General features: G+C 33.8%; 19 protein-coding genes and 1 tRNA gene. 8 read left to right on the top strand and 12 right to left on the bottom strand.

The annotated features are described in order from the left end of the window. Position 1 precedes the first annotated feature (1 nt). The 5 genes from ribH to CLV00_RS00100 all read left to right on the top strand — a co-directional run bounded on the left by ribH (position 2) and on the right by CLV00_RS00100 (position 5,364). Positions 2 to 577 carry a 6,7-dimethyl-8-ribityllumazine synthase gene (gene ribH / locus CLV00_RS00120; protein ID WP_099713280.1) on the top strand — a complete coding sequence of 192 codons (576 nt, stop codon included), beginning with the start codon at positions 2 to 4 and terminating at the stop codon, positions 575 to 577. A 165-nt stretch (positions 578 to 742) separates the two neighbouring features. Further along, a complete protein-coding gene (gene mutL, locus CLV00_RS00115; protein WP_099713279.1) occupies positions 743 to 2,584 on the top strand; it encodes a DNA mismatch repair endonuclease MutL in 1,842 nt (613 codons plus the stop codon). Further along, entirely contained in the window at positions 2,581 to 3,342 is a 762-nt protein-coding gene (locus CLV00_RS00110; protein ID WP_099713278.1) for a rhomboid family intramembrane serine protease, read from the top strand. The genes mutL and CLV00_RS00110 overlap by 4 nt, the downstream gene beginning before the upstream one ends. Before the next feature lie 60 nt (positions 3,343 to 3,402). Beyond that, positions 3,403 to 4,272 carry a rhomboid family intramembrane serine protease gene (locus tag CLV00_RS00105; protein WP_099713277.1) on the top strand — a complete coding sequence of 290 codons (870 nt, stop codon included), beginning with the start codon at positions 3,403 to 3,405 and terminating at the stop codon, positions 4,270 to 4,272. Between the two features lie 45 nt (positions 4,273 to 4,317). Next, positions 4,318 to 5,364 (top strand): endonuclease/exonuclease/phosphatase family protein, encoded by a 1,047-nt coding sequence (locus CLV00_RS00100; protein ID WP_099713276.1) that lies wholly within the window; start codon positions 4,318 to 4,320, stop codon positions 5,362 to 5,364. 16 nt (positions 5,365 to 5,380) lie between these two features. Here the strand turns inward: CLV00_RS00100 and CLV00_RS00095 are convergent, their stop codons facing one another. The 6 genes from CLV00_RS00095 to CLV00_RS00070 form a co-directional block, all read right to left on the bottom strand. Then, positions 5,381 to 6,007, bottom strand: coding sequence for a WbqC family protein (locus CLV00_RS00095; RefSeq protein ID WP_099716159.1), 627 nt, complete (start codon positions 6,005 to 6,007; stop codon positions 5,381 to 5,383). An 89-nt stretch (positions 6,008 to 6,096) separates the two neighbouring features. Continuing rightward, positions 6,097 to 7,683, bottom strand: coding sequence for a signal peptidase I (lepB, locus tag CLV00_RS00090; protein WP_099713275.1), 1,587 nt, complete (start codon positions 7,681 to 7,683; stop codon positions 6,097 to 6,099). A 63-nt stretch (positions 7,684 to 7,746) separates the two neighbouring features. After that, a complete protein-coding gene (gene dapB, locus CLV00_RS00085; protein WP_099713274.1) occupies positions 7,747 to 8,448 on the bottom strand; it encodes a 4-hydroxy-tetrahydrodipicolinate reductase in 702 nt (233 codons plus the stop codon). Between the two features lie 59 nt (positions 8,449 to 8,507). Further along, positions 8,508 to 9,068 carry a DUF5683 domain-containing protein gene (locus tag CLV00_RS00080; protein WP_099713273.1) on the bottom strand — a complete coding sequence of 187 codons (561 nt, stop codon included), beginning with the start codon at positions 9,066 to 9,068 and terminating at the stop codon, positions 8,508 to 8,510. Next, complete coding sequence (locus tag CLV00_RS00075) at positions 9,068 to 9,967, bottom strand: ParB/RepB/Spo0J family partition protein (RefSeq protein WP_099713272.1); 900 nt, start codon at positions 9,965 to 9,967, stop codon at positions 9,068 to 9,070. The genes CLV00_RS00080 and CLV00_RS00075 overlap by 1 nt, the downstream gene beginning before the upstream one ends. Positions 9,968 to 9,971: 4 nt before the next feature. Further along, entirely contained in the window at positions 9,972 to 10,739 is a 768-nt protein-coding gene (locus CLV00_RS00070; RefSeq protein WP_035667779.1) for a ParA family protein, read from the bottom strand. A gap of 433 nt (positions 10,740 to 11,172) precedes the next feature. Here CLV00_RS00070 and CLV00_RS00065 point away from each other — a divergent pair. After that, positions 11,173 to 11,247 (top strand) — tRNA-Pro (locus CLV00_RS00065). A gap of 131 nt (positions 11,248 to 11,378) precedes the next feature. Next, positions 11,379 to 12,326, top strand: a complete 948-nt coding sequence (gene trxB / locus CLV00_RS00060) for a thioredoxin-disulfide reductase (protein WP_099713271.1) — start codon at positions 11,379 to 11,381, stop codon at positions 12,324 to 12,326. Between the two features lie 77 nt (positions 12,327 to 12,403). On the opposite strand, the gene CLV00_RS00055 is transcribed toward trxB, so the two are convergent. From CLV00_RS00055 to CLV00_RS00035, 5 genes are all read right to left on the bottom strand, one after another. Continuing rightward, positions 12,404 to 13,237 (bottom strand): GIN domain-containing protein, encoded by an 834-nt coding sequence (locus tag CLV00_RS00055; RefSeq protein WP_099713270.1) that lies wholly within the window; start codon positions 13,235 to 13,237, stop codon positions 12,404 to 12,406. Positions 13,238 to 13,320: 83 nt separating this feature from the next. After that, a complete protein-coding gene (locus CLV00_RS00050) occupies positions 13,321 to 14,064 on the bottom strand; it encodes a head GIN domain-containing protein (RefSeq protein ID WP_099713269.1) in 744 nt (247 codons plus the stop codon). Positions 14,065 to 14,068: 4 nt separating this feature from the next. Beyond that, positions 14,069 to 15,829, bottom strand: a complete 1,761-nt coding sequence (locus CLV00_RS00045) for a PspC domain-containing protein (protein ID WP_099713268.1) — start codon at positions 15,827 to 15,829, stop codon at positions 14,069 to 14,071. 2 nt (positions 15,830 to 15,831) lie between these two features. Further along, complete coding sequence (locus tag CLV00_RS00040; protein ID WP_099713267.1) at positions 15,832 to 16,164, bottom strand: PadR family transcriptional regulator; 333 nt, start codon at positions 16,162 to 16,164, stop codon at positions 15,832 to 15,834. Positions 16,165 to 16,313: 149 nt separating this feature from the next. After that, entirely contained in the window at positions 16,314 to 16,769 is a 456-nt protein-coding gene (locus CLV00_RS00035; RefSeq protein ID WP_099713266.1) for a DUF4870 domain-containing protein, read from the bottom strand. A 153-nt stretch (positions 16,770 to 16,922) separates the two neighbouring features. On the opposite strand from CLV00_RS00035, the gene CLV00_RS00030 reads away from it, so the two are divergent. After that, positions 16,923 to 17,375 carry a DUF4442 domain-containing protein gene (locus CLV00_RS00030; RefSeq protein WP_099713265.1) on the top strand — a complete coding sequence of 151 codons (453 nt, stop codon included), beginning with the start codon at positions 16,923 to 16,925 and terminating at the stop codon, positions 17,373 to 17,375. 88 nt (positions 17,376 to 17,463) lie between these two features. Here CLV00_RS00030 and CLV00_RS00025 read toward each other — a convergent pair whose 3' ends face one another. Beyond that, on the bottom strand, positions 17,464 to 17,694 hold the full coding sequence (locus CLV00_RS00025; protein WP_099713264.1) for a hypothetical protein: 231 nt from the start codon (positions 17,692 to 17,694) through the stop codon (positions 17,464 to 17,466). Between the last annotated feature and the right edge of the window lie 86 nt (positions 17,695 to 17,780).

Genomic DNA, 17,780 nt, shown 5'->3' with positions numbered 1-17,780 from the left:
AATGGCTACCGTAAATAAAAACTTATCCGAGTACGATAAAAATTCAATCCCAAACGCGAAAGATTTTCGCTTTGGGATTGTTGTTTCAGAATGGAATGATGCTATAACTGAAGGACTTTATAGAGGTGCTATTGAAGCCCTTTTAGAAAACCAAGTTCCAGCTCAGCATATTATTCGCTGGAATGTTCCTGGAAGCTTTGAACTTATATATGGTTCAAAGAAAATGTTGCAAACACAAAATGTTGATGCTGTAATTGCTATTGGATGTGTAATTCAAGGGCAAACCAAGCATTTTGATTTTGTGTGTGAAGGAGTAACTCAAGGAATTAAAGACCTGAATGTTCAAACGGATATTCCGGTTATTTTTTGTGTTTTGACTGATAATACCATGCAACAATCTATTGATAGAAGTGGAGGAATTCACGGTAACAAAGGTACTGAAGCTGCTATTGCGGCTATCAAAATGGCCTATATTCGTCAACAGGCTTCGTTGTCACATCAAATCGATAACCAACATTTATTGTCTGCCGGAGCTATTCAATTAGAAGAAGGGACACCTTTAGAGTTGAAGGAATAAATAATAAAAAAAACTAATTATTAAACCTATACTGTCTCATAAATAGTATAGGTTTTTTGTTTTTTTTATGATTAAATAAGCTACCATTCCCAATAGAAATTCATTAAATTTGTACATCTTGGTTTTAAAAAATTTAAACCTTAAACTTTAAACAACATTTTTTTAATGTCGAGTATAATTCAATTACTTCCTGATCATGTTGCCAATCAAATTGCTGCTGGAGAAGTCGTTCAAAGACCAGCTTCAGTTGTCAAAGAGTTGCTTGAAAACGCAGTTGATGCCAGAGCAACAGATATAAAATTAATTCTTAAAGATGCAGGGAAGGCATTAGTACAAGTGATTGATAATGGTTTAGGAATGAGCGTTACCGATGCACGTTTGTGTTTTGAACGTCACGCCACTTCCAAAATTCGTCAGGCAGAAGATTTATTTTCTTTGCATACCAAAGGATTTCGTGGGGAAGCACTAGCATCTATTGCGGCGATTGCCCATATGGAAATGAAAACCAGGCAAGATCAAGAAGAACTTGGAACGCACATTGTCATTGAAGGCAGTAAGTTTGTGTCACAAGATGTTGCTGTTTTACCAAAAGGAACTTCATTTGCTGTCAAAAATTTATTTTTTAATATACCGGCGCGACGTAATTTCCTGAAATCGGATACGGTGGAATACCGTCATATTATTGATGAATTTCAACGTGTTGCTTTGGCTCATCCAAAAATACATTTTACCTTTTATCACAATGGCAGCGAAATGTTTAATTTGCCGCCATCTACTTTGCGACAACGAATTGTCAATATTTTCTCAGGTAAAACCAATGAAAAATTAGTTCCTGTTCAGGAAGAAACAGAAATAGTGACGATTCAAGGATTTGTGAGCAAACCTGAGTTTGCCAAAAAAAATCGTGGAGAACAGTTTTTCTTTGTCAATGATCGTTTTATAAAAAGTGGTTATTTGCATCATGCGGTTATGGCCGCCTATGACGGGATCTTGAAAGATGGTGCGCAACCGAGTTATTTTTTATATTTATCGGTGCCGCCAAATACTATTGACATCAATATTCATCCCACTAAAACGGAGATTAAGTTTGATGATGAACATGCTTTATATGCTATTTTAAGAGCTTCCATAAAACATAGTTTGGGACAATTTAATGTAGCCCCAGTTTTAGATTTTGATCGGGATTCTAATTTAGATACGCCGTATCATTATAAAGATTTAGAAGGCGCTACGCCCACCATTCAAGTCGATGGCAACTTTAATCCTTTCTCTGAAGAAAAACCCAGCAAGCAATTTTCCAGTTATAGAAAACCGGAAGCAACAGCTAATTGGGAAAGTTTATACGTAGGTTTAAAACAAGATACGGATGAAATAGGGCAGATGACTTTCGAAAATGAAGAAGTGACTTCCTCTTTATTTAATGATGAAGAAGTAGAGCATTCTGTTCATAAAACCTATCAAATTCATAAAAAATACATTGTTTCGTCAATCAAATCAGGAATGGTGATTGTCGATCAGCAACGCGCACATCAACGTGTTTTGTATGAGCAGTTTTTAGTAAATATGACAGTGAACCAGGCATCAAGCCAGCAGTTATTATTTCCTTTGAACTTGTTTTTTTCGTCAAGCGAAATGAATCTTATCGCTGAGCTACAACTTTCGTTGATGAATACCGGATTTGTTTTTGAAGAAAATAACACCGATCATATTGTTATTTCGGGAATACCGGTAAATGTAACGGAGAGCGAAGTTTCATTGGTTTTAGAACAATTATTGAGTGATTTGCAGGACGGAATTCCTGAAAGCAGTTTCAGTCAGAATGATACGATTGCCAAATCAATGGCCAAAAGTTTAGCGGTGAAAACAGGAACGCACCTTACAGAAAAAGAGCAGGAAAATTTGGTCAACGGACTTTTTGCCTGTAAAGACCCCAATGTTTCCCCATTTCATAAACCCACTTTCATCACGATGCGTGTGGAAGATTTAGATAAAAAATTTGCATTATGAGAAACGTAACTGAGACAGTAAAACAATTAATTATTATAAATATATTGTTTTTTGTAGGTACACTTGCTTTAGGGGATTTTAATCCCACAAATCCAGCGTATAGAATATTAGCCTTATATTTTCCGGAAAATCCTGATTTTCAATTGTGGCAACCGTTGACGCACATGTTTATGCACGGTGGCTTTATGCATATTTTTTTCAATATGTTTGCTTTGTATTCTTTTGGATCTGCTTTAGAGCAAATGTGGGGAAGCAAGAAATTCTTATTTTTCTATATTTCCTGTGGCTTAGGCGCTGCATTATTGCATACTGGAGTTAATTATTACTACTTTCAAGATAGTTTAAATACTTTGATCGCTAATGGATTTCCTAAACAAGAGATTTTACAACTTTTAAATGAAGGCAAAATAGATACTAGATGGCAACAATTTATATCTGTTTCTGATTTTCAAAATTTTACAGGTGCTTATATTGGTACTGCAGTAGGAGCTTCCGGAGCTATTTACGGAACGATAGTGGCGTTTGCTTTTATGTTTCCTAATGCTGAATTGGCTTTGATGTTTATTCCTGTGCCCATAAAAGCAAAATATTTTGTACCAGGTTTAGTATTGGTTGACTTGTATTTAGGTATTTCTGGAAAATCAATTTTTGGTGGTGGTGGAATTGCCCATTTTGCACACGTTGGTGGTGCTTTGTTCGGTTTTATTATTATGTGGTATTGGAAGAAAAATCAGTTCAATAAAAACCGTTGGAATTAAAAACGCAACACTTTTAAAGTAGTACGACCTAAATATCAGATCTTAAATCCCAATTAAATTATGAATATTATTGACGACCTGAAATTACAATACAAGATAGGAGGAATAGTCACCAGACTAATTTTTTGGAATGCCGCTTTGTTTGTTCTTCCGTGGTTGCTTTTTGCACTTTTATCTTTGTTGGGTGTCAATATTGATTATATTCATTATGTGAGTTTATCTTCTAATCCGGCACATTTGCTTTGGAAACCTTGGTCGTTGCTTTCGTATGCTTTTTTTCACAGCGGAATCATGCATATTATTTTTAATATGATTGTTTTGAACTTTGCTGGCAGACTATTTATGACGTATTTTACGTCTAAGCAATTGCTGGGTTTGTATGTATTGAGTGCCATTTTTGCTGGATTTAGTTATATTTTGGTATTCTATGTCTTAAATATTAATGCTCCAATTGTAGGTGCCTCTGCTGCTATTATGGCTATTTTGGTTGCTACAACTACGTATCATCCTTTGATGGATCTTCGTTTGTTGATTATTGGGAATGTCAAGTTGTGGCATATAACCGCCGTAATTGTTATTGTTGATTTAATGCAATTGCGTTCAGAAAATATGGGTGGGCATATTTCTCATCTTTCTGGAGCTTTTTTTGGTTTTATTTTTATTAAATTGCTTCAAAATGGAACCGATTTAAGTACTGTTGTTACTCGTATTATAGATTTTTTTGCAAATTTGTTCAAAAAAAATACGGCAACACCATTCAAGAAAGTGCATAAAAATTACAGTAAGCCTTTGGAAAAAAGCGTTTCAAAAATAGTTACTAAAGATAAATCGCAACAACAGATAGATGAAATTTTAGATAAAATCAGTCAGTCAGGTTATGATAGCTTGACAAAAGAAGAAAAAGAATTCTTATTCAAAGTTGGGAAATAAGTATCAATGAGATTTTAGCTATTGTCTTAATAAAAAATATAGAAAATGAAAAATCTTTCATGGTTTAATAAAGGAATGTTTTTTTTGAATATAGTCCTTACTATTGTGACTTTTATAGCCTATGTTTTGCCCTTTTTGGCACCAAAATCTTTCCCTCTTCTGTCCGTTTTGACACTTTTCATGCCGCTTTTTTTTATCCTGAATGGCTTGTTTTTTGTGTATTGGGCCATACAATTCAAAAAGCAATTGATAGTTTCGGGTTTGGTTTTATTGATAGGGATTACTTTTATAAATAAATTTTATAAATTCTCTTCTCCTGAATTTCCAATAGAAGAAAAAGATTTTACCGTAATGAGTTATAATGTTCGTCTGTTTAATGTTTTTAAATGGATTGACAGAGACGATGTTCCTTCGGATATTCTTACCTTCATTAATGATAAAAACCCAGATATATTGTGTCTTCAGGAATACTCATCTTCTGCTAACATAGATTTGAAAGTGTATCCGCACCGATATATTTTCACTGATGGAAACCAAATTAAAACCGGACAGGCGATTTTTTCTAAATTCCCGATTATTGACCAAGGAAATATTGTTTTTCCAAATTCCAGTAATAACGTAGTTTTTGCGGATGTAAAAAAAGGAAAAGACATTATCAGGGTTTACAATATGCACATACAGTCCATCAAAATTTCTCCCGATGTCAATGAAATTGATGAAAATATAGATGCGATTAATCAGCAGAAATCACAAATGTTATTTATTAGAATCAGTAAAGCATTCAAGCAACAACAACAGCAAGCGGAAATTTTTAAGGAGCATAAAATGAAATGTACGTATCCAATTATCATTTGCGGAGATATGAATAATAGCGCTTTTTCTTATGTGTACCGAAGCATTAAAGGAAAATTGAAAGATAGCTTTGAAGAAGCTGGAAAAGGTTTTGGAGAGACCTATAAATTCAGGTATTATCCCGCCAGAATTGATTATATTTTTGCTGACGAAAAAATGAAAGTAAAGAAATTTGAGAATTTCCCAAAATTTATTAACTCAGATCACTTTCCTATTATGGCAAGATTGTCTTTGGAATAAAATCTAATTTGGAATTTTATTTTAGAATCAATTCTTGTTTTTTTAAATAATCCATGGCATATTTCCCCTCATTAAACAGCAAATCCAGTACACTAAGATTGTTGATAAAACCATGTTTATCATCAAAAACTTGTGTGTAACTTTCGAATACAGAAAGGTCTTTTTTTCCGTTTACCAAACTCCTGAAATCTGTAATTGTAGTTGTATCCACTTCGTGAAAGTATTCTGTTGTGGTCGTGTAATCCAGTTTCAGACGGAAACATTTTGATAGAATGTCAAAAATCTCAAAATTTAGATCCAATAAAAAGGTGTATTTTTTCTCGAAAATGGGTCTGATATCATCTTCGAAAAACTCAAAAAAAGGAGAACTTCGGTATCCAGCTTCTAATGATTTGAAATGTTGTTTTTGCCAATCAAAATCGGTTTCAATTTTGATATCTTTTGTTTTTTGATGACTTTCTTTAGAATGTTTTACAGGAATATTCAATAGCTGAATTCCGTTTGGACTATAAATATAAGCGCGGTTGCGATTGGTTTGTTTCTGAAAATTATCTTCTACTTCAAAGGTAATATTTTCCGATTGTATCATCGCTGCAAAATGGCTAATCGATGGGAAATAGGTAGGATGGATGAGAATGTTCATATTGTCTAAAGTTTTTAAAGTCATAAAGTCGAAAGTCATAAAGCTGGATTAAATAGCAACTTTATGACTTTAGACCTTGAAACTTTTGACTAATTTTTTGCCTCTTTTCTTTTCTTCCAAAAATAATCTCCAATAAAAAATGCGGCTAAAGCGAATAGGAAATATTTAAAATAAGATTGAGGTTGTCCTTCTCCGCTAACAGTTGTAAAAACCCTGTCCCAACGTATTTTATTCAACCCTTTACCGTTAGTATCCCAACTTAACCAGATAAAAATAGGTTTCCCTACAATGTGATTTTCAGGAACAAATCCCCAGTAGCGGCTGTCTTCAGAGTTGTGACGGTTATCACCCATCATCCAGTAATAATTTTGTTGAAAAGTGTAATCTTTAACTACTTTTCCGTTTATTCTTATTTCGTTTCCTGTTACTTTAAGGTCGTTTTTATCTCCATTTTCATTTGTTTCATAATCAGTAATTATGGTTTTATAAAATGGCAATGATTCGGTTGTTAAAGCGACAGTTTTTCCTTTTTCTGGAACATAGATTGGACCGTAATTATCACTGTTCCATTTATTGATGTGCGGAAAAACACCTTTTCCATTATTTGCTTGATCTACATCTCTAGATATTTGTCTGATTACAGCAGTTACACCAGGTACGTTTTTCAATCTTTCTGCTCCCGCAGCTGTCAAAGCACTAAAGATTAATGTGTCTCTTCGTGTTTCATCAGTAACCATTACAGGGTCAGTTACGTCCATCTCTTTAAGTAAATGCTCAAAATCGATTGGCGTTTTTCCGTCTAATGCTACTTTATAGGAGAATTGTGGTTTTGCTCTTTCTGGCAATTCCAATAGTTTGCCATCAATGTAAATCATGCCGTCTTTTATAGACAAGTTATCTCCAGGGATTCCAACACATCTTTTTACGTAATTCGATTTCTTGTCTATCGGTTTTAAAGCACGTCTATTTGAAGTGTCAAAAAACCTGTAAACGGTATCAACCGGCCAGTTAAATACAACGATGTCCGTTCTGTTTATGTTTTGAATTCCCGGCAATCTTAAATAAGGTAATTGTGGCCAAGTTAAGTATGATTTTTTTTGAAGTAAAGGTATCGAATCGTGAACCATTGGCAACGCTACAGTTGTCATTGGGATTCTTGCTCCATAATTCATTTTACTCACAAATAAAAAGTCACCTACCAATAAGGATTTTTCCAATGAAGAGGTAGGAATCGTGTACGGTTGAATTAAATAGGTGTGAACCAAAGTAGCTACTATAACTGCAAAAAGCAATGAGCTAACGGTATCAGCAGCTTTGTTTTCGGGACTTAAACTTCTGTCAGCTATGTAATTTAATTTTTGGGTATAATTGACATAATAGATGTAAAAACCAAGAGTTACAATTCCTAAAAAAGTATCTAATCCAGATCGTTTTCCAAAACTTCTCAATGTTTCTACCCAGATTACTGGAAACATAATCAAATTGATAATTGGAATGAAAAGTAAAATGGTCCACCAAGTAGGTCGTCCTATTATTTTCATCAAAACAATAGCATTGTATACTGGAATAGCGGCTTCCCAACGTTTCCTTCCTGCACTTTCATATAGTTTCCAGGTTCCTAAAAAGTGAACTATTTGTACAAGCAGAAAAAATATAAACCATTGATATACTGACATAATTTTTTGTTTAAGGTTTAGAGCTTATGATTGCCAAATGAGTAATCATAAACTGGATAGCATTTATTTTAAATTTAAAACATCCTTCATTGTGAAAATTCCTTGTTTCCCTACAATCCATTCTGCAGCAATTACAGCACCTAGAGCAAAACCTTCACGATTGTGTGCCGTGTGTTTTATTTCGATAGCATCAACAATAGAATTGTAAGTCACCGTGTGTGTTCCCGGAACAGTTCCTATTCTTTTTGCTTCGATATGAATTTGATTGGTTTCTGGTTTTTCCAATGTCCAATTGGTATATGAACTGTTTTCAATTACTCCTTTGGCTAATGAAATTGCTGTGCCACTTGGCGCATCTAGTTTCTGGGTATGATGAATTTCTTCCATGTCAACTGAGTAACTGTCAAATTTTGACATGATTTTTGCCAAATATTCATTGAGTTCAAAGAAAATATTTACACCTAAACTAAAGTTAGAACTGGAGATAAAACCACCGTTTTTTGCTGTGCAAAGTGCTGCCATTTCATCATAATGTTCTAACCAGCCAGTTGTTCCTGAAATTACAGGGACATTAGCATGGAAGCAACTGGAGATATTACTGACTGCTGCTGTTGGAACACTGAAATCAATAGCCACATCAGCATTTGAAAGACCATCAAAAGTATTGTTTTCATCTTTTTTCAAAACGATTTCATGTCCTCTTTCCAGTGCAATTCTTTCAATTACCTGACCCATTTTCCCGTATCCTAAAAGCGCAATTTTCATTTGTTTTTTATATTTATAAATTAAAATTTAAAGATGAATCGAGTAATCTATGTTTCGATCTAAAAATTATAATTAAATGTTAGTCCTACATTAGTCTTTAATGTTACATCATTTGGATAAAGAACTGGTCTTACTGATAAGTTTTCATCCACATTGAATTGTATTAAAGCGGCATCGACATTAGCATCTATGATGTTTAATGCATAGAATGCCAAAGTTACCAAAGCTGATAAATCTCGATTTCGTTGATAAAATTTTTGTCCGGCAATCAATCGATTGTTATCTAAGAAAGCCAAATCATCTGTAGTGTATCCTTCTAATCTGCTTTTGTAAGCATCTCTGTATTGATGGTATTTCCTGTTGTTGTCAATGTAAAAATAAACACTGGTTCCTAAAGCTCCGTAAACGAGCGGTATTTTCCAGTATTTTTTATTGTAAGCCTGACCTAAACCCGGTAAAATTGCTGAAAAGAAAGCTGCTTTTGCAGGAGTCAACGGATCAATGTCATTTGATTTCAAAGTATCTTTTGCGACAAGCACTGCTTCTGTTTTCGTTTGGGCAAAAACAGTAGTGTTTCCTGCAATAAAAAGGAATAGACCTATGAAAATGATTTTATGCACTACTCGTTTATTAGTTTAATGATTCTGTTGAAATCTTCTTCAGAATGAAATGGAATAGTGATTTTTCCTTTGCCGTTTCCGGCTACTTTCACATCGACTTTGGTTCCAAAATAATTTGTAAAAGCGCTTTTGTGAGTATCTGCAATTTCAAATGAGGCTGTTTTTGGTTTACCGGCAGGTTTTGGTTTTAAACTTTCCTGATAGTTTTTTACCAAAGTTTCTGTATCACGAACCGATAAATTTTGGCTCACGATTTTTTGATAAATATCGGCTTGAATGTCTTGGTCTTCAATATTGATTATTGCACGACCATGACCCATACTGATAAAACCATCACGAATTCCGGTTTGGATAATCGGATCCAGTTTTAAAAGTCTCAAATAATTAGCGATAGTAGAACGTTTTTTTCCTACACGCTCACTCATTTGTTCCTGAGTCAATTGAATTTCATCAATCAAACGTTGGTACGAAAGTGCAATCTCAATTGGATCTAAATCATGACGCTGGATGTTTTCCACCAATGCCATAACCAATGATTCGTTGTCATTTGCAATACGAATGTAAGCAGGAACTGTTTTCAATCCCACAAGAGTCGACGCACGAAGACGACGCTCACCCGAAATCAATTGGTATTTATTGAAGTCTAATTTACGTACGGTAATAGGTTGAATAACACCTAATTCTTTAATAGAAGTCGCTAATTCTCTCAATGATTCCTCATTGAAATTACTTCTTGGCTGAAACGGATTTATTTCAATTGCTTCAATTTCAAGCTCAATAATATTTCCTACAACTTTATCGGCATTTTTATCGTCAACGGATTTTATATCGTTTTCCGGATCTTTCAATAACGCAGATAATCCTCTTCCTAAGGCTTGTTTTTTTATTGCTTTTGCCATAAAACTATTTACTGTTTTTCTTTATAACTTCTTGAGCAAGATGTAAGTAATTGGTAGCTCCTTTGCTTGTTGCATCGTAGTTTATTATACTTTCTCCAAAGCTTGGTGCTTCGCTCAGTTTTACATTTCTTTGAATAATGGTATCAAAAACCATGTCGTTGAAATGTTTTTGAACCTCTTCAACCACTTGGTTTGATAAACGCAATCTCGAGTCAAACATGGTCAATAATAACCCTTCGATGTCTAAATCCGGATTGTGAATTTTTTGGATGCTTTTTATCGTATTCAATAATTTTCCTAAACCTTCCAGTGCAAAATACTCACATTGAATAGGAATAATCACAGAGTCAGCAGCAGTCAAAGCATTCAACGTAAGCAAACCAAGAGATGGCGCACAATCGATGATGATATAATCGTACTCGTCCTTGATGCTTTCCAATGCTTTTTTAAGCATATATTCCCTGTTTTCTTTATCGACTAATTCGATTTCAATAGCAACAAGGTCAATATGAGATGGAATTACGTCCACATTTGGAGCAGAACATTTTATAATGGCCTCTTTTGGCGTATGACTATGTTCCAGAATTTGATACGTACCTATCTCAACAGATTCAACATCAATTCCCAATCCTGAAGAGGCATTTGCCTGTGGATCAGCATCAATAAGTAATACTTTTTTTTCTAAAACACCCAGTGAAGCAGCAAGATTAACTGACGTTGTCGTCTTTCCAACTCCACCTTTTTGATTAGCAATCGCGATGATTTTGCCCATTTATTTTTCTAAATTTTGAACCGTAAAAATACAATTATTTATGGTTTCTAAAAATCTATTTTGTTAACATTTGTTAAAGCTTGATTAGTCGCTATTTGACAATTCCCATTTTCAAAACAGATTTCATTTTACAGGAGCTATTCCAGCTGTTCGCTTCAATCCCGATAGTTCGGGACTTGAGCTACTCCCGGTTTTTTCTAAAGCCATAAAAGGAGCTTTCTTTGGTCGCTCTTTTCTGCCAAGAAAAAATCGGGAGAAGCTCGTCGAAGCTTTTCACTGCCATCTGGGCTAGGGCAGTTGTAGCTGAATAATGCTGTGGAAAAACAAATTTATTTTAGATTTTCAGACTAATTTTCGAACCAAATAAATTTAGTCCTTATTTCTGAAATAGTTTTGCATAAGCCAAAAATAGTACTATATTTGCACCCGCTTTCGGGGTGTAGCGTAGCTCGGTTATCGCGCCTGCTTTGGGAGCAGGAGGCCGCAGGTTCGAATCCTGCCACCCCGACTAAAAATCCTTTCTGTCTCTACAGAAGGGATTTTTTTATTGTATAATAACAAAAACTGATTATTCAGGTTCGATAATACAGTAATTATGACTTATTTTTGTGCTGTTAAAAAATTATAATATACCTTACTATGTCTGATACAATCGAAAAAATTAAATGTCTTATTATAGGTTCTGGTCCAGCAGGTTATACTGCAGCAATATATGCCGCCAGAGCAAATATGAACCCTGTTTTATACCAAGGAATGCAACCTGGTGGTCAACTGACAACTACTAATGAAGTAGAAAATTGGCCTGGTAATCCTGAAGGAATTACAGGTCCCGAAATGATGGTAGGATTGCAAGCACAAGCACAACGTTTTGGTACTGATGTACGTGATGGTTGGGCAACTAAAGTTGATTTCTCAGGAGATGTTCATAAAGTTTGGATCAATGACACCATAGAATTGCATTGCGAAACAGTAATTATTTCTACTGGAGCATCAGCTAAATATTTAGGGATGCCATCAGAACAACACTATTTGAAAATGGGTGGTGGAGTTTCGGCTTGTGCAGTTTGTGACGGTTTTTTCTATAGAAATCAAGAAGTAGTAATTGTAGGAGCAGGAGATTCAGCTTGTGAAGAAGCACACTATTTATCAAAACTTTGTAAAAAAGTAACCATGTTAGTGCGTAGCGAAAAATTCAGAGCTTCTAAAATCATGGAAGAACGCGTTCGCAAAACAGAGAACATTACCATATTAATGAATCACGATACTGTTGAAGTATTAGGAGATGAGCAAGTGGTTACTGGGGTTAAGGCTTTGAATAAAACAACAAATGAAGTTTTTGATATTCCTGCAACTGGTTTCTTCGTGGCTATTGGTCACAAACCAAATACTGATATTTTCAAAGATTATATAACATTAGACGAAACGGGATATATTATCAATACTCCTGGAACCTCAAAAACTAATGTTGAAGGCGTTTTTGTAGCGGGTGATGCTGCGGATCATGTGTATCGTCAAGCGATAACTGCAGCTGGAACTGGTTGTATGGCCGCTCTTGATGCCGAAAGATATTTGGCTTCTAAAGAATAATACCAGTAATAAAATTTCAATATAAAAAAAGTCCCATTTGCCTTAGCAAGTGGGACTTTTTGTTGGTTAGAGGATTTCTATTTCAACTTTTTTATCAATTTAGCTTCATCAGCAAATTTTCTGATTTCAATTTTTGGAGCACCCACAAGTTGGATTTCTGATTTATTAGCAGCGTCTATAATAACGGTTGTTACCGCATTAACACTACAATTGGAATAACTTTCTGTGGTTACGTCAACATTTTTTATAGTTAATTTATTTCCTGTCAAGCTCGAGTTATTATCCAACCGAATGATGGCATTCGCTGCGTCCCCTTCGATAGTAGCATCTGATTTTTGATACATATCCACTTTCAAATCTGTAGTGGTGACTAAGGCTTTTAGAGAGGCGTTTTTACTTAATTCAATGGTAGTATTTTCTGATTTTAAATTGAGTTCTGTTTTTGATTTATCATCAGATTGTAATACGAAGTTTTTGGCATTCACATTCAAAAATAGTTTGGATGCATCGTGTGCTTTAAGTGTGAGGTCATTCACTAAAATTTCCTGAATTGCATTTACAGTCGTTTCATTTTTTGACGTAACCATATTCAAATCATTGGTATAGGTTACTCTAACAATCAGTTTCTTATAATTGCTGGCTTGTTTTGTGGTATAAATGCGCAATAGATTATCACTTAAATCCAAAGAAATAATATCGTGTAAATTTTCGTCGGCTTCAATTTTTAGTTCTGTTCGCTCGCCTCTTTCCAAGTATACTTCGAGATTGTCTTCAACAGTAAGCGACTCAAAATCCCCAACTTTCCTTTGTTCCACAGTTACTGTTTTTGAGCCTTTTATTTTTTCCTTTTTCTGTGCAAATAACAATGTAGTTGATAAAAGGAGCAGGAGTATAGCAGTATATTTTTTCATAGTCATTTGGATTAGAGTCTACACAAATATAAAAAAATCATCCACTTGTGATGGATGATTTTTTGATTTTTAGTAAAATGATTTTATTGTTCTTGATGAACACTTCCTCCGGAATTGGTTTCTTTTCGAATTGATTTCGGAACTTTATTATAGCTTATACTTCCTCCGCTAGAGGCTTCGGCGTCTAAACTGACAATTGGATGAATGTTGATGGTAGCTCCACTGGAAGCTTCAGCATTAACTTCATTTGCTAATAAGTTTTTGGCGTCAATTCCGCTTCCACTTGATGCATTAGCTTTCATTTTTAATCCCATTCCATTAATGGTGATGCTGCTTCCACTGCTTGAATCACAAGTAATATCATCTGCTTCTATATTCAGGTCAATAGTTCCTGCACTAGATGTGTTTAGTGTAATATTTTCTCCTTTGATAGTATTTGTACTTGTGATGGATGCGCTGCTATTGGCTTCTAATTGTTCGATAACAGGCATTTTTACGGTTACTTTTTTAGATTTCGTATTGATAAAAGAATTTTTATCGCAATAAATAACGAGTGTGCCATTTTCAACTTTGGTAAAGATGTGCTTCTGCAAATTATCATCAGCCTCAACTACTATTTCGGTTACGTCTGATTGTTCAATGACAAGATCGATGGCATTACTAACTTCTATGCTTTTGAAATCACCTTCCACATTTCTTCTTTCGGTGGTGACATTTCCGCTTCCTTCAATTGAATTTAAATTAATGGAATGGTTACACGATGCGAATAGTAATGCAGTTAAGGCAACCAGAATAAATTTTGTAATTAATGTGATGATTTTTAACATAGCTTTAATTTTTAATGATTACACCGTTTTTGCTTACTGATAAGCCTTTTTTGGTTCCAGCTTCATTTACTGTAACCGTTTCTCCGTTTACTTTTACAGTAGTAGTTGTAATACTGTCATTTTCTGTTACTTTTCCAGTAATATTTACTTCTACATTATCACCATTTTCATTTACATCAACATCATTATATTCATTTTCATCAGCAGGACAATTTAAACATTTTATTTGAGAATTTTCTACTTTGTAAATGTAATTGTCTGAACTGTAGTGCAAGTTGAAGAATGAATCGTCAGATCTGTCAAAATTTTGTACTGAAGTATCTGGTTTCAATAGAATTCCTTCTGGTACGTATAAAAATATTTCCACTTCCTGGTCACGGAATTTATTAGCTACTTCTGTCAATAAATAATTGTCTAGAATCAACTGATTTCCTTCAATTTTGATAGCGTATTTTATTTTTTCAGCTCTTTGTTTTGCATCTTGAAATGATTTTCCTCTAGCTATTTTTTCAATTTGAATGAAAGGTAATTTCTCATCTGTACGTAAAATTTCTAAACTTACATTATTGGAATAAATTAATTGAGTGTTAGCTGAATCCTGAACAAACTTGAAGCTTTCTCTGTCGTCAATGTCTTTAGTGTAATACTCATTGTATCTGAATTTTACAAACAAAGTGTCATTTGGCAATACATTAATCGTTTCTTTCTGAACTGTTTTTCCTTCGTAAGCCACTTCTGACGCTTGTTTTATTCCTATTGAAATTAATATCGCTATGGCAATAATCCAAAGTGCCAATAATGTGTATTTAGCAATATTTCCAATTGATTTCATGCTTGGTGACAATAATTTGAAACCTAAAAGTGTCAAGAAAAAGAACGGAATTCCAACTGCAAAGAACATTAACAATCCAAAAGACCATATTGGGTAATCCGTGAAATTTCCTGCTTCAATGAAACTCTGCCATGGCACATCAATAAAATCTGAAGAACCTAAAGTGAAAACAGCAATTAGTAAAGAAACTAATGTTGCAATTCCTGTGATGATTAAAATTACACCCAAAAACTTTGCAAAAATCTTGAAAACAGTCATGATAAAATCACCAAAAGAGCTTCCTATTTTCCCGGCACCCGTTTTTATTTGATTGCCATATTTGTCGTAATCTACATTTTTTATTTTACCAGAAACGCTTTCAAACTCTTCACGTACTTTTTTTTCGATATTCGAAATATTTACCGGTTCTCCAGTCATTTCAAGTTTTTCTGATGTGGTTACGGCTTCAGGAGTTACAATCCAAAGAATGATATAAGCCAAAATTCCAGTTCCAAATCCAGCAAAGACTAATAGGATTAGAACGATTCTAATCCATACGGCATCAATTCCAAAATAATGACCTAATCCAGCTGCAACACCGCCAATCATACCTTTTTCTTTATCACGGTATAATTTTTTTGTTCTTCTGTTTGAACTGTCACTAAAGGTTTGAGAACCTTTCAACTCATCTTCAATGATGTAATCTTCTGGTTGTCCCATTACGGCAATAACCTCATCTACATCTTTTAAACCCACGACATGTTTGTCGCTTATTTGTTTCTCATTCAATAATTCTGAAACACGCATTTCGATATCTTTTATGATTTCATCATGTCCAGATGAATTAGATAAAGATCGTTTTATGGCATCAAAATATCGTGTTAATTTTTGGTATGCATCTTCATCTATATGAAAGAACATTCCGCCTAGATTTATATTTACAGTTTTGTTCATGACTATTGTTTTTGGTTGGTTATAAGGTTTACGGCATCGGATAATTCAGTCCATGTGCCACTAAGTTCTTTTAAAAATGTTTGTCCTATTTCTGTTAGACCATAATATTTTCTTGGTGGTCCTGATGTGGATTCTTCCCAACGATAGTTGAGCAATCCATCATTTTTCAATCGGGTTAGCAGCGGGTAAATAGTTCCCTCTACAACTAATAATTTTGCGTTTTTTAATGTGTCCAATATTTCCGATGTGTATGCATCTTTTTCTTTTAATACGGATAAGATGCAAAACTCGAGAACACCTTTACGCATCTGGGCTTTTGTGTTTTCAATGTTCATAATTTCTTTTTTTTGATTTTGTGTTGATTAAACGGTTCATTTTTTGATTGATGATTGATTTGTTTTTGCGAGGAATGAAGCAATTGTTTCTTGCTGTTTAGTTCGCTTTATTTATTACGTTTGTTCGCTTTTAATCCATTTTATTTCTCCTACTTAATAAACGGAATCGTTATTGGATATTTGTATTTTTCACCATTTGATGTTTTGATGGAAGCATAAATGATTAAAAAGAATTCAGCCACTTTTAAAAGTCCAAAAATTAAAACAGCAACTAAACCTACTGTTAACATTCCGATGTTTCCTTCAAAGTTAAAATTTCTAAAAACAAAATCGTGATCATTTACTACAGCTTCGAAAGGAACATTTTTAAACAGTGTAATTAAAAATGTTGGAACTGCAATTAGTATCAACACTAAAGAATACAATAATAAACTTAACTGAAAATTAAGTACTTGTTTTCCGTGGTGATCCACAAATTCTGAACTTTCTTTTTTTGAAGTCCAAAGTATTATTGGAAAAATATAATTTCCAAAAGGAATAAAATATTGAGTTAATGCACTCAAATGAGTAAATGTTGCGGTGTTTTTTTCGGTAGTTGTTTCCATGATTAAAAGTATATAGTAATTTCTTATGCAAATATATGTCTAAAAGACAGTATCTTGTTTCGCATAGTACCAAATATTAACATAAAATTAACAAATTAATTTAATATGTACGCATAGTATTTTTTTGTATTTTAGCAAAAAACCTAGCTATATATGAAACTTACAGCGTCAAAACTTAATAAATTTCTCTTATTTAAATTACCGTCGGCATTTATCTGTGGTGTACGTGTAAAAGAGATTGATGAAAACAAATGTGTGGTATCAGTAAAACACCGCTGGATTAATCAAAATCCGTTTAATTCCATGTATTTTGCAGTGCAAGCAATGGCTGCTGAGCTTTCTACAGGAGCTTTGGTGATGTTTCAAATCCAAAAAAGCGGTAGGAAAATATCGATGCTTGTTGCTAACAATAAAGGTAATTTTACCAAAAAAGCAACTGGTAGAATCACTTTTACCTGTATAGATGGTCATTTAATTGAAGAAGCAATTGAAAAAACAATTGCAACCGGAGAAGGACAAACCTTCTGGATGAAGTCTATTGGAACAGATGAAAAAGGAGTTCAAGTGTCTGAAATGGATTTTGAATGGAGTGTAAGAGCCAAATAAAAGCACGTAGTTGTTTCTAAAAATAGAAAAAACGCCTCTAAATTTAGAGGCGTTTTTTTATAGGAAATTAAAATTTATATTGTTTAGGCTAACATTTTTTACCACTTGCTTTTGCTGATGCATCACACTTTTTTCCTTCAGCCTTACATTTTGCTTGGCATTTTTCTATTTCATCAGCACTCATCGCTTTTGATTTAGAATCTTTTTTAGCACAACAGGATTCTTTTTTTGCTTTTTCTTTTGTAGCGGTTTTACTTTCTTGCGCACTAAGATTCACAGTTAGAAATGCGATTGCTATACATGCTATTATCTTTTTCATTTGTATAAATTTAAATGGTTTTCATTTTTTATTTGGATATAAATCCAAAATTATAATTCAAATATAAATAATAATTTAAACCAATT

The sequence above is a fragment of the Flavobacterium sp. 11 genome (genome assembly GCF_002754315.1).
Classification (GTDB): domain Bacteria; phylum Bacteroidota; class Bacteroidia; order Flavobacteriales; family Flavobacteriaceae; genus Flavobacterium; species Flavobacterium algoritolerans.
This window is presented reverse-complemented; position numbering and strand designations above follow the sequence as displayed.

Coding starts and splice junctions, on each gene's coding strand:
- CLV00_RS00075 (WP_099713272.1), bottom strand. CDS start 9,967: ATGGCAAAAGCAATAAAAAAACAAGCCTTAGGAAGAGGATTATCTGCG.
- CLV00_RS00035 (WP_099713266.1), bottom strand. CDS start 16,769: ATGGAAACAACTACCGAAAAAAACACCGCAACATTTACTCATTTGAGT.
- CLV00_RS00100 (WP_099713276.1), top strand. CDS start 4,318: ATGAAAAATCTTTCATGGTTTAATAAAGGAATGTTTTTTTTGAATATA.
- mutL (WP_099713279.1), top strand. CDS start 743: ATGTCGAGTATAATTCAATTACTTCCTGATCATGTTGCCAATCAAATT.
- CLV00_RS00095 (WP_099716159.1), bottom strand. CDS start 6,007: ATGAACATTCTCATCCATCCTACCTATTTCCCATCGATTAGCCATTTT.
- CLV00_RS00040 (WP_099713267.1), bottom strand. CDS start 16,164: ATGAACATTGAAAACACAAAAGCCCAGATGCGTAAAGGTGTTCTCGAG.
- CLV00_RS00105 (WP_099713277.1), top strand. CDS start 3,403: ATGAATATTATTGACGACCTGAAATTACAATACAAGATAGGAGGAATA.
- CLV00_RS00050 (WP_099713269.1), bottom strand. CDS start 14,064: ATGTTAAAAATCATCACATTAATTACAAAATTTATTCTGGTTGCCTTA.
- lepB (WP_099713275.1), bottom strand. CDS start 7,683: ATGTCAGTATATCAATGGTTTATATTTTTTCTGCTTGTACAAATAGTT.
- trxB (WP_099713271.1), top strand. CDS start 11,379: ATGTCTGATACAATCGAAAAAATTAAATGTCTTATTATAGGTTCTGGT.
- CLV00_RS00045 (WP_099713268.1), bottom strand. CDS start 15,829: ATGAACAAAACTGTAAATATAAATCTAGGCGGAATGTTCTTTCATATA.
- CLV00_RS00030 (WP_099713265.1), top strand. CDS start 16,923: ATGAAACTTACAGCGTCAAAACTTAATAAATTTCTCTTATTTAAATTA.
- CLV00_RS00025 (WP_099713264.1), bottom strand. CDS start 17,694: ATGAAAAAGATAATAGCATGTATAGCAATCGCATTTCTAACTGTGAAT.
- CLV00_RS00110 (WP_099713278.1), top strand. CDS start 2,581: ATGAGAAACGTAACTGAGACAGTAAAACAATTAATTATTATAAATATA.
- dapB (WP_099713274.1), bottom strand. CDS start 8,448: ATGAAAATTGCGCTTTTAGGATACGGGAAAATGGGTCAGGTAATTGAA.
- CLV00_RS00055 (WP_099713270.1), bottom strand. CDS start 13,237: ATGAAAAAATATACTGCTATACTCCTGCTCCTTTTATCAACTACATTG.
- CLV00_RS00070 (WP_035667779.1), bottom strand. CDS start 10,739: ATGGGCAAAATCATCGCGATTGCTAATCAAAAAGGTGGAGTTGGAAAG.
- ribH (WP_099713280.1), top strand. CDS start 2: ATGGCTACCGTAAATAAAAACTTATCCGAGTACGATAAAAATTCAATC.